Raw genomic sequence first — 15,964 nt, forward strand, 5'->3', positions numbered from 1 at the left:
TGAGCCCGCGCATCAACACTGTGTGCACCGGGAGAAGCATCGGGACCCGATTCATCCTTTCCCCGCAGGGCGGAGAAAGGAATCACAGGCGGATCGCGACGTCGTACCCGGCTGACTCGCGTGCTTTACGCAGCGGCCTTCGCTTCTTCGGCGGGCTTGACGGCCTTCCACGGCGGGGTTTGCTTGCCCCAGCACGGGTTGTTCAGCGTCATGTCCATGTCACGGGCGAAGATGGCAAAGCCGTCAAAGCCGTGATACGGGCCGGAGTAGTCCCAGCTGTGCATCTGGCGGAAGGGAATGCCCATCTTCTGATAGATGTACTTTTCCTTGATGCCGGAGCCAACCAGGTCGGGCTTGATGCGCTTGACGAACTCTTCCAGCTCGAAGCCGGTGACGTCGTCGTACAGCAGCGTGGCGTTGCCCATTTCCTGAATCGTGCGATCGTAGTCGTCGTTGTGGCCGAACTCGTAGCCGGTGCCGACCACTTCCATGCCCAGATCTTCGTATGCGCCGATGACGTGACGCGGACGCAGACCGCCGATGTAGAGCATGACGCGCTTGCCCTGCAGACGCGGCTTGTACTTGGCGATGACGGCTTCCATCATCGGCTTGTACTTGGCGATCACGCGCTCGGCGCCTTCCTTGATCGAGTCGTCGAAGAAGGCGGCGATGCGACGCAGCGACTCTTCAATCTTGGTCGGGCCAAAGAAGTTGTACTCCATCCATGGAATCCCGTACTTCTCTTCCATGTGACGGCTGATGTAGTTCATCGAGCGGTAGCAGTGCAGCAGGTTCAGCTTCGCCTTCGGGGTGTTCTCCATTTCAGCGATGGTGCCGTCACCTGACCACTGTGCGATCACGCGCAGGCCCATCTCCTCGAGGAAGATGCGCGATGCCCAGGCGTCGCCGCCGATGTTGTAATCGCCGATGATGGTGACGTCGTACGGGGTCGATTCGAAGTGCTGACCGTCGCGGTTCGACAACACCCAGTCACGCACCGCGTCGTTGGCGATGTGGTGACCGAGCGATTGCGACACGCCGCGGAAGCCTTCGCAGCGCACCGGCACCACGACCTTGTTGATTTCCTTCGCGGCCTTCTTGGAGACGGCTTCGATGTCGTCACCGATGAGGCCGATCGGGCACTCCGACTGCACGGTGATGCCCTTGTGCAGCGGGAACAGGCTTTCGATCTCGTTCATGATCTTGGCGAGCTTCTTGTCGCCGCCGAAAACGATGTCCTTCTCCTGGAAGTCGGAGGTGAAGTTCATCTCGGCAAAGGTATTCACGCCCGTGGTGCCGACGTAATAGTTACGGCGACCGGCGCGCGAGTACTGACCGCAACCGACGGGGCCGTGGGAGATGTGGATCATGTCCTTGACCGGACCCCACACCACACCACGCGAACCGGCATAGGCACAGCCACGGATGGTCATCACGCCGGGCAGCGACTTGCGGTTGGAGGTAATGCACTTCTTGGACTGCTCGACCGACTGGTCGTTGATCGCGAGGTGCTTTGCGCGATCCTTCTTGGCCTTCTCGGGATAGACCTCGAGCACTTCCTGGATCAGGCTCTCGGTTTCTTCACGGGTGAGCGTAGACATCTTGCTTCTCCTGTTCACGACGACACCAATCTGTGCACGGCGTGGGTAGGTTTGCTCGACACCCGGCGACACGACATCGTCGCGCCGCCAAGCGGTTAGGCAGGCAGTCGCCTGCCGGACAACGGTCAGGCAGCAGCAGCGGCAGCGGCGTCAGCAGCCAGTTCAGCGGCGGTCTTGCCGATGATGGCGGTGTTTTCCACTTCCATGATGCCGAACTCCATCAGCAGTTCTTCAAGCTCGTCCATCGTGATCGGGGTCGGGATCACGAACTTGGTGTTATCGACGATCTTGCGGGCCAGCGCACGGTACTCATCTGCCTGCTTGTGCGTCGGGTCGTACTCGATCACGGTCATGCGGCGGATTTCAGCGTGCTGCACGGCGTTGTCGCGGGGTACGAAGTGGATCATCTGGGTGCCGAGCTTCTCAGCCAGCGCCATGATCAGTTCGTCTTCACGGTCGGTGTTGCGGCTGTTGCAGATCAGACCAGCCAGGCGCACACCACCCGAGTTGGCATACTTCACGATGCCCTTGGCGATGTTGTTGGCGGCGTACATGGCCATCATTTCGCCGGAACAGACGATGTAGATTTCCTGCGCCTTGTTCTCGCGAATCGGCATGGCGAAGCCACCGCAGACCACGTCACCCAGCACGTCGTAGAAAACGAAGTCGAGATCTTCGTCGTATGCGCCTTCCTCTTCGAGGAAGTTGATGGCGGTGATCACGCCACGGCCGGCACAACCGACGCCGGGCTCAGGACCACCGGACTCGACGCACTTGACGTCGCCGAAACCAACGGACAAAACGTCCTCGAGTTCGAGGTCTTCCACGCTGCCGGCTTCAGCGGCGAGTTCCATCACCGAGTTCTGTGCCTTCGAGTGCAGGATCAGGCGGGTCGAGTCGGCCTTGGGATCGCAGCCGACGATCATCACCTTCTTGCCGGCTTCGGCAAGTGCGGCGACGAGGTTTTGTGTGGTGGTGGATTTGCCGATACCACCCTTACCGTAGATGGCGGCTTGACGAAGTTTTGCCATGGTGCGTTACTCCTTGTCGGAACTGAACTCGTGAATCGATCGTGTTGCGTTGAACCACGAGCACTCTTTTGCAATCAGCGTGCCAGCTTGATAAAGAACGCTTAATACACTGTTTTATTGAGGATTTTTCAAGATTGTCGCGTAGCACCCCGCCCCCACCTTCCGACAAAGACCCTACAATTTGTAGGGGCGACAACATTCACGTCGCAATTCCTGCAAGCCTTGCACGCCTGAGTGTCCCGCCCGCGGCAAGACGTTCGCTGAACCGCTGCAACCTGCCGACGGAGGCCCTTGGCAGCTTCGCCTTCCAGCTCGCCCCGTGCGCGCTCAGCCTCGATGGCGTCCTGCCCTTGCACCAGCCCCTGTTCGACCGCCTCGACATGCTCGATTCCGCACCGGAACGCGCCTGCGTGTTCCGAACCTATATGAACGCGCATTTCATGCTCGACGATGCACCCGCCCTTGGACTGTCGGAAAATGTGCGCCTCGATCGCAGCAGGATGGACTACCTGCGTCTGCTCAGAGGCTGGCTGTTCGATTCGGAAAGCCGGGAGGGGGCGATCCTCAAGGCCTGGGTGGAGTCTCGCTTCGGCCTCCTCACCCGCTACCATCGCGGAGCGCTGGGCGCCGAGGACAGCGCTGCGCGCAGCGGCTTCGATCAGGAGGTCGCCGCCGGTCTGTATTCCACCGCCGGCCTGGAAGCACAGGTGGACCTGCTCTATGGATGGACGCAGTACGAACTTGCACGGCGCTTTCACGGGCGTACCCACCTGCAGCTCTACCGCGGCTATTCCGGCCCGAAGGCGCTGCGGGAGTTGCATGCGCTCGATGACGGCAGGCGCGTGGTCGAACTGAACAACCTCAGCTCCTTCTCCGCCAGCGCCGAGCGCGCTGACGAGTTCGGCGATCGCGTCTTTTCGTGCGCCACCCCCATGCCCAAGATCCTCGCCTTCAGCGGACTCATGCCGGGACTGCTGCAGGGCGAGAATGAATACCTGGTCATCGGCGGTGTCGCCGCGATCACGATCGAATACTGAAGTCCGCAGCCTTGTCGGAAGTCGGACATTGGCATGTCGGGCGCACGACAGCATCGGGCGCGCCCGCGCCTCCATCGCCGCCCGGAACCGCAGCAGTGCGAGGGCGGCTCCTCTGGACTCCGGTGGCATCGATCTTGCTGATCGAAGCAGGAAATCGCGAAGTACGCGCCCTGCAACCACAAGGAAGCCCCATGACGACCGTCTTCGACCAGATCCGCACCGGCCTCGCTGCCGGTGGAGTGGTTCCATTCATCGGCGCCGACGCCCTTGCCGATGTCACCCACGGCAAAACCGGTGCCAAGATTCCGGCCACCAGCGACGAACTGATTCTCGCGCTGAACAACGGCCAGCCCATGGCGCCGCGGCTGATGTACGAGTTTCCACGTGCAGCAATGAACATCGAGCTCAAGCGTGGACGCAATGCAGTCAATCGCGCACTCGAAACCATTTATGCAGATACCGGATGGTCTCGCGCTGGCCTGCACGATTGGCTCAACGGGCTGAATCTGCCCTATATCATCGACCTCAATCGTGACACGGGCCTCCAGCAGGCGTGGGCAAGCCGCCCGCATACGCTGATCGTTGGCATCGCCCGCATCGCCGGCGGGCTGCGCTACAAACTCTTCAGCTACGATGGCACAGCCTACACCGCAGCACAGGACGAAAGCGCCATCGACCCAGCCGCCCCCATCCTGTTCAAACCCTGTGGCACGCCGTGGCCTGAGCCGAACTGGATTGCATCGGACGCCGACTTCGTCGATTACATCACCGAGCTCATGGGCGGCTTTGCCATCCCGCCCTATCTGAAGGAACGGCGCAAGGGGCTGCGCTACCTGGTGCTCGGAGCACGCCTGAACCGCGACACCATCCGCATGCTGCTGGCCGATTTCATCTACAGCGCCGGCGAGCCCGCAGGCTGGGCGCTGATTCCCGGTGCGAACGACAAGGAAAAGCGTTTCTGTGCCCGGCTGGGTCTGGAAGTGGTCGATGCCGACTGGCGCGAGCTGGCCGACATGCCCCTGACCGAGGCCGCGTGACAATGCGCGAATGGGACGAGGCCAGACACGCGCTCGGCAATGCCGGGATGGATGCAACACATCGTGCCTTCGTCGGCCTCGTTACCCGGCTGGCAAGCGCAGACGATGCCAGCTTTCCGGCACTGTTCAACGAACTGCTTGATCACAGCCGCGAGCATTTCGCTGCCGAGGATGCGCTGATGCGGTCCAGCCGTTTTGCGGCTACCGGAGAACACATTGGCGAGCACCAACGGGTGCTTGCCGAACTGCGCGCGTTCAACCGCAGTGTGAAGGGGGGCCGGCTCATGGTCGCCAGAGCCTACGTTCGGGAGAGCCTGCCCGAATGGTTCGACCTGCATCTGTCGACAATGGACGCAGCGCTCGCCGCCCATCTGCGCAAGCAACACGCTGCCGCCTGAAACCGCATGCGCCAGAAGTCCGGCTTCGTGCCGGACCTCAAATCACCGGATGTGATACGCCGGCGACAGTTCGATGAGGGCAGTCGCATCGCGCACGCAGGCCTCGCGCACGCTCGGCCTGAGTGCGCGCAGCCATTCCGGCGGCAAAGCACGCTCACCACACAGCGCGCCCATCACCGTGCCGGCAATCGCACCCGTCGTATCGGCATCGCCGCCACGATTCACGATATCGACCAGCACGGGCTTGAAACCGTCCTGGGTGGCCACCGCCTGGCATACCGCCCGCATCGTATCGACGATGTAGCCACTGGGGTTGTCACAACGCCGGCCGCGGTAGTCGAAGTCGGCATGTGCCGACACCAGCCGGTCTGCACATGCAACGACCTCATCGGTACCCGAGCCTGCGAGCGCCGCCTGAACCATCTGGATCACGCTCAGCGTTGCCGCATCAGTCAGAGGATTGTTGTGGGTGACGCGTGCCTGCACCAGGGCCGCCCGGGACACGAGTTCGGGCGCCGCACCATGCGTTGCCAGCGCAACCGGCAGGCAACGCATGGTCGCCCCATTGCCGGCGTCCGAGGAAAGCGGCGCCTCCGTGCTGCCGCTCAGGCGCCAGCGCACGATGCCTCGGCGCACCGTGTTGCCGATATCGACCGGCTTGCTGCGCATCCAGCCATCGAACGCCCGGGCGCAGGCGTCAGCATCGGGCATGCCTTGCGTCTCGATCCACGCGCTGGCCAGGGCAAGCGTCATCGTGGTGTCGTCGGTAACATCGCCAGCCGCAAGACGCAGCCAGCCGCCTCCGCAGATCCTGTCATGCACCCCGTACTGCGCGCCAATTTCGCGTGGGGTCATGAACTCCACGGTCGCACCGAGCGCATCACCGATCGCAAGGCCCAGCATCGCGCCGCACGCCCGGTCGCGCAGAACATTGCGCGCCTCGTCATGAACAGGAACCTGCACATTCGTCGTCACGCGGCGCGCGGCAGCCTGCGCAGTCACACCTCGGGCCCGAAGCAGTTGGCATAGTCGGCACACGCCTCGCACGACGGTGACGCGCAGACGTAGATGCCTTCACGCTGGCACAGCTCGCGGTAGAGAAATTTCTTCCACTTCATGTCGCGATTATTGGCCTCGGCGAGCGCGGGGAAATTGAGCGCGATGAGTTGCGACAGCTCCCGGCGTGACGGCAGACCGAGGTCCTGCCAGAGATGGTCACTCCCCATGCACGCGGTTGCCATGGCCACGGCCATGTCACTGGCACCCGCCACGACATCGGCAGCATGGTCCGCAACGAAATGGAGCAGATCATCAAACTCGGGGTGAAGCACGGGCGTCGGCCCCAGCGCCTTGTTCGGACGCCAGACCAGGCCCGGGAAATGCCGCTCGACGAGCGCAGCGAAGCGCGCCTCGCCAAGTCCGAAATCTGCAGGCAGCACGCCCTCGCCGACCGTCCACCCGGCAATCAGATGAGCAACGAACTCGTCGTTCGGATGGCCAGCTGCGTGATCCATCAAGTGCGCGTGCAGCGCGTTACGGACGGGTGAAGTCCGAGAGCTCAGGGGTGCCAGCATAATGAAAGACTCCTTCTGGTTCGATGCCGTGCGCACCGGACGGACTGTGCCGGCCGATGCGCCCAATCCGGTCAATACTCGACCAGCAGATCCTCGTCGCGCAGAATCATCTGGCATGCGAGGCGCCACGGCGTGACCGAGACATCCTCGACACGCATGCGCTCGATGTCCTCGCCATTGATCTTCTTGTGCTCGCGCAACACGACGAGCTCCTTGTCGGTGAGGCGGCTGGCCATCGGATCGGTCCGGGTGCCATGGTTGGCGAGCGGCGTGATCTTGACCATGCAGGTCGCGCATTCGCCGTCTTCACAGGAAAAATCGATCGGAATGTGATTTTCCTTGGCGATCTTCAGAATGGTCTGGGTGTGCGATCCGGCCACGGCATAGACGGTCTTGTCTTTGTGGATCGGGCTTGAAAAGGTGATGTTAGGCATGGTGAAACTCCACTGCGGTTGATTGAACGGCCTCTCTGCCGGTTGTTGTCGGATTCAGCCTGGTCTCACCACGACGTGCCCGCCGAGCACCTGCGCCTGGCATGCGAGCCGGTTGGCGACACCTGCGTAGTTTTCCTTGAGCACCTTGTCTTCGAGCACCGAAGGCGTAGCCAGATGCTCGGAGCCGGTGACGATCTTCATCATGCAGGTGCCACACTCGCCCTCGCGGCAGCCATAGGTGAGGCCGGCACCGATCTTTTCCGACACTTCGATCAGACGGGTTCCGGCGGGGACGGTGACGGTGACGCCGATGTCTTCAAACGTGACCTGGGCCTTGGGCATGGTCTGGCTCCTATGCGGTAAGCGCGTTGGGCGCGGTAAAGTCGATATGACGGGGGGCGACGCGGCCAACCAGGTGCTCGGCCAGTTCGCGACCAAGCGCCGCACAGCTCTCGAGTTCTTCGTCGGTGGGAATGAGCTTGACCTTCACGCCAGGTCGCGGGACACGAAGCTTGAGGCCGCGCAGACGGTCCTCGACCAGCCCGACGGCTTCGCCGCTCCAGCCATAGGAGCCAAACGCGCCGCCGAACTTGCCCTTGACCTTGACCAGCGTCAGCGACGAGAGCAGATCCCACACTGGCTTGACCGCATCGCCGTTGATCGTGGGCGAGCCGAACACCAGACCATCGGCTTCCTCGATGAGATCTACGAAAGGGCCGGGGTCGCCGCCGGCAAGGTCGTACATCGAAACCCGGACGCCCTCCACGCCCTCGGCACCATTGCGCACCGCCTGAGCCATGCGCTCGGTGTTGCCGTAGGCGCTGATGTAGAACACCAGCAGCGTCTTCTCGCGCCCGCCGGCCTCGTTGGCCAGCAGGGGGGCAGCGAGCTGACGGTAGCGTCGAACGTAGCTCGTCGGCGCGTCACGCAGGATCGGGCCATGTGCCGGCGCCACAAGGCGAAGCGGCAGCGGCTCGATCAGGTCGAGCGCGGTCAGCACATGCTCGCGGAAAGGCCGCATGATGTGCTGGTAGTAATAGTCGAACGAAAAGCGGAAATCGCCGACGCTGTCGTTGAACAGGCGCGAATCGCAGAAGTGACAACCGAACACGTCACCCGAGAACAGCAGCCCTTCCTCCTCGACCCAGGTGCATTGGGTATCCGGCCAGTGCAGATAAGGCGTATGCAGGAAGCGCAGGGTGCGACCGCCAAGGTCGATGCGGGTGTCCTCGTCGACCGGAATGATGCGGGCCTCGTCCAGACTCTCCTTGACCAGGCCCTTCAGCATCTTCAGGGCCGGATAGGAGAGGTAGAGCGAGGCCTGGGGCGCGGCCTTGAGCAGCGCGGGCAGCGCGCCCGTGTGGTCGGGTTCGAGATGGTTGAGCACGATGGCGCGGATCTCGTCCGGGCGACAGCATGACCACAGCCGCGCGAAGAAGTCCTCGGCAAACTCGGCCTTGACCGTATCGATCACGGCCACACCTTCGCTTCCCCGCACGGCATAGGCGTTGTAGCTGGTGCCATTGGCCGTGCGCAGGATGATGTCGAACTGGCGCAGGTCCGGGTCGAGCGCGCCCACCCAGAACACATCCGGGGCAATGGCAACCGGCTCGCCAGGACGAACTGCACCGGCGCGACTCATGGAAAGCTCGCTCCGGACGGCGGCGCACAATAGACCGCAGGGTTACGCGGGGGCTTGCACTGAGCCACCCCGGCGGCGCTGGCCGCATGGCTGCAGCCCTGCGGCACGGCCCCGTCGGGCAGCCGCACCCCGCGCTGCACAAGCCACACGGCATCGAATCCGCAGCAGCGCTCGCCAGCCAGTTCGATCAGTGGCCGGCGAATCAGCAGGGGTTCGGCAACGAGGCGCGAAAGTGCGGTCTCGGCGCTGAACTCGGCGGGAACGACCGTCCCCTCTTTGACCGCGGGCGCGGCTGGATTGAACCACTCGCGCACCGGCCGGGAGCCGAAGAACGCCGATAATGCGCTCGTCGTCCATGGCTCCGTCAGGAGATCACGGACGACGACCTCACAGCCGGCCTCACGCAGCAGCCCGATCTGACGCGTGTTGGTCGCGCAACCGGGCTTCCACCAGAAGCTTACTGTCGGCATTCCGCTTCCCTCATCTGCTCGAGCAGGTGAAGCGGAATGCCGGTCAGCGAACCCAGCGGATTCAGCGCATCGCCATACTCATCGACGATCGCCCCCTCGATCGGGCAGATCTCCGCACATTGCGGCAGATCGTGATCGCCAAGGCACTCGGTGCACTTGTCAGGGTTGATGAAGAACAGCGGCTCGCCCGGCTGCATGACCGCCGAGATGGCCTTGTTCGGGCACAAGGGCTCGCAGGCATAACAGCCCACACAGGAATCGACGATTTCAAGTGACATGTCTGTTCTCCTGTCAGGCAGCCTGGGCCGAAGCGCCGGCCACGGGCAGGTCGAGCTTGCCGGCCGCTGCCATTTCGTCATACACGGCGCGGATGGCCTCCTCGATCGGCTCCATCGCGTGCTCGCCATTGGGCTGAATGCCGGCCTTTTCGAGATCGGCCCAGGGCTCGAAACCAATCTTGCTTGCGAGCAGCACCTCGACCCCTTCCAGCGACTTGATGATGCCGCCGAGCACGGTTTCGCCGTCGCCACAGGACTCGTCGCCCATGCAGTACGCAGTGCACTTGCGGTGACCGAGGAAGCGGTGCTCCTTCGGACCCACTTCGTACACCAGGAACTCATGTGCATGCCCGAAGTGCTCGTTGATCACCCCGCCGCCCTTGGTCGCAATCGCGATGCGGATGTTGCGGGTCGCAGGCGCAGCCTCGTCCTCCACCGGTGCATCCGGATTGAACCTGGGCGCGGCCTTGAGCGCACGCTTCATTTCGAGCTCGGTGGTGATGGCTTCGTGCACCTTTGCACGCTCGACCATGGCGGTGGCGTAATCGACTTCCATCTCGTCGATCTTGTCGAGGGTGAACTCGTCACCGCGGTCCTCGCCCAGCAGCCCGACCGCATCGGCACGACACTGCCGGCAATGACGCATCATCGACATGTCGCCGGAGCAGTCGTCCTGCAGCGCCTGAAGTTCGAGCGGCGTCGGCTCGGGCTGCCCCATGATGCCGTAGTAGGTGCCGTGCTCGGCCTCGGCGATCAGCGGCATCACGTTGTGCAGGAAAGCGCCCTTGGCCTTGACGATCTTCGACACCTCCTTGAGGTGCTGGTCATTGACGCCCGGGATCATCACCGAATTGACCTTCACCAGAATGCCGCGGCTGGTGAGCATCTCCAGCCCTTTCTGCTGCTGCTCGATCAGGATCCTCGCGCCTTCCACACCGCGAATGCGCTTGTTCTCCCAGAAGATCCACGGATAGATCTTGGCGCCGATCTCGGGATCAACACAGTTGATCGTGATCGTGACGTGGTCGATGTTGTGCTTCGCCAGCTCGTCCACACAGTCCGGCAGCGACAGGCCATTGGTCGACACACAGAGCTTGATGTCCGGCGCCTGCTCCGAGAGCTGACGGAAGGTCTCGAAAGTGCGCTCGGGGTTGGCGAGTGGGTCTCCGGGTCCGGCGATGCCGAGCACCGTCATCTGCGGAATCGCGGCCGCCACGGCGAGCGTCTTCTTGACCGCCTGATCCGGCGTCATCAGTTCGGACACGACGCCTGGACGGGATTCGTTGGAGCAGTCGTATTTGCGGTTGCAATAGTTGCACTGGATGTTGCAGGCGGGCGCGACCGCGACGTGCATGCGGGCAAAGTAGTGATGGGCCTCCTCCGAATAACAGGGGTGGTCCTGCACTTTGCTGCGGATATGGTCGGGCAGATGCGACAGCGCATCCGGCTCGGTACCACAACCGCTCTCACTGCAACCGCCTCCGGCGCTCGGGGGCGCGGCGTTGCTGATGACCGGGAGTTCCATCGTCAATCCCCTAGTAGATGTCTGACGGGGATTCTTCTGCAAACCGCGTGCCAGTGAGAGGACGTCGCTAAAGCGCTGAATTTACTGAAAATTCGGCACGCCGCAGGCACACATTGTAGGAAGTACAACAGGGCGCGCTGTGGGACTCGCGACACCTTCGGCACAAGAAAGGCTGCCTGCACGCTGCCGGGCCTGCTCATTGTTTTCACATTGAAGCCGTTCACCCTGCGTTCACTTGGCATATGCAATTTTCACATCATCGGGAGCACCCCCCGGTACCCCGAAGCATCCCCCACCTTTCAAGACGCATTGCTGAACCGGAGATCAAAGCATGAAACCACTCTCACGATACCTGGCACTGTCCGGCCTTTGCGCCCTTGCCCTGACGGCACATGCACAACAATGGGCGGCCCTCCCCGAACAGCCCCCAATCCCTGCGGACAATCCACAAAGTCAGGCCAAGATCGATCTGGGCAAGACCCTGTTCTTCGACCCACGCCTCAGCGAACACGGCACGCTCTCCTGCAACTCGTGCCACAACGTCATGGCCGGCGGGGACGACAACCGCCCCAACTCGATCGGCATGCACGATGCCCGTGGCGGACGCAGTGCGCCGACGGTATGGAATGCTGCCTACCAGTCGGTTCAGTTCTGGGACGGTCGGGCGGGCACGCTGGAAGAGCAAGCCAAAGGCCCAATCACCAACCCGATCGAGATGGGCATGAGCGATGCGGCAGTGGCCGTAGGCCGGCTGGAGCAGATTCCGGCCTATCTGCCGCTTTTCAAGGCCGCGTTCCCGGCAGCGTCAAAGCCGATCACGATGGACAACGTGGCCAAGGCAATCGCCGCCTACGAACGCACACTGGTGACACCCGACTCACCCTACGACCGCTACGTGAAGGGCGACAAGACGGCCCTCACTGAGCAACAGGCCCGCGGCATGAAAACATTCGGCGAATTGGGCTGCACGGCCTGTCACGCCGGCGCGAACTTCAGCGGCCCTCCCATGCCGATGGCACAGGGCTTCTTCATGAAATTTCCGACCTTTGCAGGCAGTGCGTTCGACAAGCAATACGATCTGCTCTCGGACACGGGTCGCCACGCATCGACGGGCAAGGATAGCGACAAGCACATGTGGCGAGTGCCGACCTTGCGCAACATCGCGCTGACGGCACCCTACATGCATAACGGCAAGGTTCCGACACTGGAAGAGGCCGTACGCGTGATGGCGAAGACTCAGCTTAACCGGGACATCGACGCCACTCAGCTTGCGGATGTCGTCGCCTTCCTCACCAGTCTGAGCGGGAGATTCCCGGAGCAGACCATGCCCCGGCTGCCCTTGACCAACGGCAACTCCATCGTCCCCCCGATCGACCCCCATCTCAAGACCGCGAAAGCGACGGATTAAGGACAGCACAGCACAGCGCGGAGGCGGGTGCGCCCGTCCCCGCCTCATGTCTGCAACGCCGCTCGAATCACACGCTCATGTAAGGTGTGCCACGCCTCCAGCAATCGCAATGCTGGCCGGGATCGAAACGAAGGCAAACGTCCCGACGACCAACAGCAGGCCCGTCGTAACGGCAACAAATTCGCGAAAGAATTCGGTCTCACTGAGTTTCATGTTCAGACACTCCTGATCTGTATGCAGAAAATGGGAGAACCACCCCACTGAACCCAGCGACGAATCCGGCCGACGGGCATGAATGCATACTGACAGTCCCCCGCTGAACACTGCGTGAAGACAACATTCACGCACCGTTCAGCGAAACGTCGCGGTATCGGACCGGGACGGACGACAGTGCGTGCTCAGATCTGACGCACCTTGATGTTGAGTGTCTGGATGCGATAGGCAATCTGCCGCGGCGTCATGTTCAGCAGTCGAGCGGCCTTGGCCTGTACCCAGCCAGCCTGCTCAAGCGCAGCGATGACCCGTTCGCGCTCATCCAGATCAGGATCGTCAAGATCCACCGAACCGCCCCCGCGCATCGGCGATACGCGCTCTTCGACCCCGGAGACCAGCACGAGATCGCGATCGATGACGCCATCCTCGCTCATGACCGCCGCACGCTCGATACAGTTTTCGAGCTCGCGCACGTTGCCCGGCCATGCATGATGGAGAAGGATGCGCAGGGCGCTGTCGGTGATCGAAAGCGGACGCCCCTGCATTTTCGCCACCTTGCCGACCAGAAACGAGGCAATTTCGGGAATGTCCTCGACGCGCTCCCGCAGCGGCGGCAGCATGATGGGCATGACGTTCAGGCGATAGAACAGATCCTCGCGGAACTTGCCCGCCTCGACTTCCAGTTCCAGATCACGGTTGGTTGCCGCAATCACCCGCACATCCACACGCAATGTGCGCACGCCGCCGACCCGCTCCAGCTCGCCTTCCTGCAGCACGCGCAACAGCTTGGCCTGGAAGGATGCGGAGATTTCGCCGATTTCGTCGAGGAACAGCGTGCCGGCATCGGCCGTTTCGAAACGCCCCTTGCGCTGCGTCAGCGCGCCGGTGAACGCGCCCTTTTCATGCCCGAAGAGCTCGGACTCCAGGAGGTTCTCCGGCAGGGCCGCACAGTTGAGCTTGACGAAGGGCCCTGCTGCACGCGGGGAGTTGTAATGGATGGCCTGGGCGATAAGCTCCTTGCCGGTGCCGGTCTCGCCGCGCACCAGCACGGTCGTGTTCCACTTCGCCACCTGCCGCACCTGATCGAACACCTTACGCATCACGGCGGTGTGCCCGATGATGCTGTCGAAGCCGAAATGGCTTCGCACGGTGCGGCGCAAACTGTCGCGCTCTTCCGAAATATCCCGGCGCTCCTGGCGCACCTGACGGGAAAGTCTCACCGTCTGGCCAATCAGGTTCGCCACCATCTCCGCAAAATGAGCATCGTCGTCGAGGCGCTCCCGAACCGCCAGCGGAGGCTGCAGGGCAAGCACACCGACGGTTTCATGTGCGGCCCGGATCGGTACGCCGATAAAGGGTGCGTCGGCGTCGAACACACCGCGCTGACGCAGGTAATCGGGGCTTTCGGCGAGGCGCTGGAGAACGAGCGGCCTCGAGCGCTGCTGTACGCTGCCGATCACACCCTCGCCCGCACGCCAGCGGATATCCGGATCGATCGCACTGTCCACGCCATGAAGGGCCGAGATGGCCATCGACTCCCCATCGGGCTCACTCAGGGTGACCAGGGCTCGATTGAAGCCGCACTCCTCATCGAGTACGCGCAACAATTCTGCGAGGGTTTCGCGCAGTTCGAGCGAACGGGACAACACCCGGCTGACGCGATACAAGGCCTCAAGCGACGATTCGAGCCAGGCAGCGCGCGCCTCGTCCAGCGGATCGCTCGCAGTCATCTTCCGCCCTCCTCATCGGCCACGGGGATCTGCCCCAGGGCAGGAATGCTCACCAGAAGTCGGCAGCCGCCTGCATACGCGGGATCGATCTCGAGCACACCGCGATGCCGGCTGACGATCTCCTGAGCCAGCGACAACCCAACCCCGCGCCCCGCTGCGCGCCCCTTCTTGGTCGAGAAGAAGGGCTCGAACACTTTCAGGCGCAATTCGTCGGGAATGCCCGGGCCGGTATCGGTCAGCGCCGCGCGCACATACTTGCCACGCACCTCGGTGCACAGGCTCAGGTTGCGTTCGGTCCAGCCGCGCACATTCATGGCTTCCACCGCATTCGTCACCAACTGCCGGAACAGGGTCCTCAGCGCGGTGGGATTGCCCTGGACCGAAGGCAGGACATGCGCCGGCAGCCAGTCGACTGTTACCCCTGCTGATAGGAAGGTTTCTGTCTCGAGCATCAGCACGTCACGCAGAACCTCATTGAGGTTAACCAGTCCGGTGGGCGCCTCAGGCTCAGGCGGCATGGCCGCCTGCAAGGTGGTGATGGCCTCTTCTCCCGCGCGCTGCGCGTCCGCAAGCGCCTTGGCAAGGGCATCGCCTCCTGCCGCACCGCCGGCACGGCGACGCTGCAGACTCGCCGCGGCCGAGATCAGATTCACCGGTCCCTGCAACTGAAAGATCGCCCCCGACAATGCCTCGCGCAGGCTCTGGTTGAATTCGCCTTCGGACAGCATCGCGCGCATCGCTGCAATACGCAGCGCCTCCTGCTGACGCTTGGAGGCACTGATGTCGTGCATCACCAGCAGCATGTAGTCGGAGCAGCCGTCGCCGTAGAACGCATCGGGGCTGGTATGACGCTCCTCGAACCACGACACCGAACACGAATACCAGCGCGGCTCGCCCGAATCCGAATCGAAGCGCAGCTCGTGGTTGAGCAAGGCACGGCGGTGAGCCAGTGCATGCTTGAAACTCTCGCCCAGACTTTGACGCAGTGCATCCATCACCGAATGCGCCGGCTCGGTTACCCGCATGTCGGAGACCACACGGCGGTAAGCGGGGTTGTCGAGGACGACCTTGCCCTCGACATCGAGCAGCGCAACCGCGACTGGTGCCACCGAGATCACCGACTCGATGAGCTGCTTGTGATTGCTCAGCTGCTGTGCCAGACGGTGCTCTTCGGTGGCGTCCCAGTGCATGCCGAGGTAACGGGTTTCCTCTCCCTTGATCGCAGCGGAGCGCAACGGCGTCACCGTCAGCTCGGCCACATAGGGCGTTCCGTCGCGCCGGCGGTTGAGCAGGCGCCCAGTCCACGACTGGCCGCTTTTCAGGGCCTGCCACATGGACTGGTAGACCGAGCGTGGTGTCGACTTGTAGGACAGGAGCGATTGCCGCTGCCCAACCACTTCGGATGCGGCATATCCGGTGATCGCCGAGAAGGCCGGGTTCACATACAGGATGTGCGCGTTGACATCGGTAATCGAGATCGCAATCGCAGATTGTTCTACCGCATCGTGAAACACGGCATCGGAGAACACGGCATGCATCGAATCAGGGGCCGACATTGAAGTCTCTCAAGGGACAGTTTGATCGTC

At 62.7% G+C, this 15,964-nt stretch carries 17 protein-coding genes; 4 read left to right on the top strand and 13 right to left on the bottom strand.

What is annotated here, in order from left to right:
* Positions 1-125 precede the first annotated feature (125 nt).
* Together nifD and nifH are read right to left on the bottom strand one after the other, a co-directional pair.
* Positions 126-1,601, bottom strand: coding sequence for a nitrogenase molybdenum-iron protein alpha chain (nifD, locus tag CEW87_RS01115; protein WP_108971173.1), 1,476 nt, complete (start codon positions 1,599-1,601; stop codon positions 126-128).
* Positions 1,602-1,726: 125 nt separating this feature from the next.
* The gene (gene nifH, locus CEW87_RS01120) at positions 1,727-2,632 is read right to left on the bottom strand and encodes a nitrogenase iron protein (protein ID WP_108971174.1); all 906 of its coding nucleotides are present in this window, start codon (positions 2,630-2,632) and stop codon (positions 1,727-1,729) included.
* 134 nt (positions 2,633-2,766) lie between these two features.
* Here nifH and CEW87_RS01125 point away from each other — a divergent pair, with 134 nt between their 5' ends.
* From CEW87_RS01125 to CEW87_RS01135, 3 genes are all read left to right on the top strand, one after another.
* On the top strand, positions 2,767-3,669 hold the full coding sequence (locus tag CEW87_RS01125; RefSeq protein WP_199917099.1) for an NAD(+)--dinitrogen-reductase ADP-D-ribosyltransferase: 903 nt from the start codon (positions 2,767-2,769) through the stop codon (positions 3,667-3,669).
* Positions 3,670-3,860: 191 nt separating this feature from the next.
* Entirely contained in the window at positions 3,861-4,706 is an 846-nt protein-coding gene (locus tag CEW87_RS01130) for an SIR2 family protein (protein ID WP_108971175.1), read from the top strand.
* A gap of 2 nt (positions 4,707-4,708) precedes the next feature.
* Positions 4,709-5,104: a bacteriohemerythrin gene (locus tag CEW87_RS01135; protein ID WP_108971176.1), complete on the top strand. Its 396-nt coding sequence runs from the start codon at positions 4,709-4,711 to the stop codon at positions 5,102-5,104.
* A gap of 42 nt (positions 5,105-5,146) precedes the next feature.
* Here CEW87_RS01135 and draG read toward each other — a convergent pair whose 3' ends face one another.
* The 8 genes from draG to nifB form a co-directional block, all read right to left on the bottom strand.
* Complete coding sequence (gene draG, locus CEW87_RS01140) at positions 5,147-6,079, bottom strand: ADP-ribosyl-[dinitrogen reductase] hydrolase (protein WP_234421633.1); 933 nt, start codon at positions 6,077-6,079, stop codon at positions 5,147-5,149.
* A gap of 23 nt (positions 6,080-6,102) precedes the next feature.
* Positions 6,103-6,618 (bottom strand): nitrogen fixation protein NifQ, encoded by a 516-nt coding sequence (locus tag CEW87_RS01145; protein WP_234421634.1) that lies wholly within the window; start codon positions 6,616-6,618, stop codon positions 6,103-6,105.
* A 131-nt stretch (positions 6,619-6,749) separates the two neighbouring features.
* Positions 6,750-7,112 (bottom strand): 2Fe-2S iron-sulfur cluster-binding protein, encoded by a 363-nt coding sequence (locus tag CEW87_RS01150; RefSeq protein WP_108971178.1) that lies wholly within the window; start codon positions 7,110-7,112, stop codon positions 6,750-6,752.
* Between the two features lie 54 nt (positions 7,113-7,166).
* Positions 7,167-7,454, bottom strand: a complete 288-nt coding sequence (locus CEW87_RS01155) for a 2Fe-2S iron-sulfur cluster-binding protein (protein WP_108949296.1) — start codon at positions 7,452-7,454, stop codon at positions 7,167-7,169.
* A gap of 10 nt (positions 7,455-7,464) precedes the next feature.
* Positions 7,465-8,754 carry an FprA family A-type flavoprotein gene (locus CEW87_RS01160; RefSeq protein ID WP_108971179.1) on the bottom strand — a complete coding sequence of 430 codons (1,290 nt, stop codon included), beginning with the start codon at positions 8,752-8,754 and terminating at the stop codon, positions 7,465-7,467.
* On the bottom strand, positions 8,751-9,224 hold the full coding sequence (locus tag CEW87_RS01165; protein ID WP_108971180.1) for an arsenate reductase family protein: 474 nt from the start codon (positions 9,222-9,224) through the stop codon (positions 8,751-8,753). The genes CEW87_RS01160 and CEW87_RS01165 overlap by 4 nt, the downstream gene beginning before the upstream one ends.
* Positions 9,212-9,502, bottom strand: a complete 291-nt coding sequence (locus tag CEW87_RS01170; protein ID WP_108949299.1) for a 4Fe-4S binding protein — start codon at positions 9,500-9,502, stop codon at positions 9,212-9,214. Before CEW87_RS01170 ends, CEW87_RS01165 begins: the two co-directional genes overlap by 13 nt.
* A 13-nt stretch (positions 9,503-9,515) precedes the next feature.
* Positions 9,516-11,027 carry a nitrogenase cofactor biosynthesis protein NifB gene (gene nifB, locus CEW87_RS01175; RefSeq protein WP_108971181.1) on the bottom strand — a complete coding sequence of 504 codons (1,512 nt, stop codon included), beginning with the start codon at positions 11,025-11,027 and terminating at the stop codon, positions 9,516-9,518.
* A gap of 331 nt (positions 11,028-11,358) precedes the next feature.
* On the opposite strand from nifB, the gene CEW87_RS01180 reads away from it, so the two are divergent.
* Positions 11,359-12,435: a cytochrome-c peroxidase gene (locus CEW87_RS01180; protein ID WP_108971182.1), complete on the top strand. Its 1,077-nt coding sequence runs from the start codon at positions 11,359-11,361 to the stop codon at positions 12,433-12,435.
* Positions 12,436-12,510: 75 nt separating this feature from the next.
* Here CEW87_RS01180 and CEW87_RS22290 read toward each other — a convergent pair whose 3' ends face one another.
* The 3 genes from CEW87_RS22290 to nifL form a co-directional block, all read right to left on the bottom strand.
* Complete coding sequence (locus tag CEW87_RS22290; RefSeq protein ID WP_159098060.1) at positions 12,511-12,648, bottom strand: hypothetical protein; 138 nt, start codon at positions 12,646-12,648, stop codon at positions 12,511-12,513.
* 185 nt (positions 12,649-12,833) lie between these two features.
* A complete protein-coding gene (gene nifA, locus CEW87_RS01185) occupies positions 12,834-14,378 on the bottom strand; it encodes a nif-specific transcriptional activator NifA (protein WP_108971183.1) in 1,545 nt (514 codons plus the stop codon).
* On the bottom strand, positions 14,375-15,934 hold the full coding sequence (gene nifL / locus CEW87_RS01190) for a nitrogen fixation negative regulator NifL (protein WP_108971184.1): 1,560 nt from the start codon (positions 15,932-15,934) through the stop codon (positions 14,375-14,377). The genes nifA and nifL overlap by 4 nt, the downstream gene beginning before the upstream one ends.
* Between the last annotated feature and the right edge of the window lie 30 nt (positions 15,935-15,964).

This window comes from Parazoarcus communis, assembly GCF_003111665.1.
GTDB lineage: Bacteria > Pseudomonadota > Gammaproteobacteria > Burkholderiales > Rhodocyclaceae > Parazoarcus > Parazoarcus communis_B.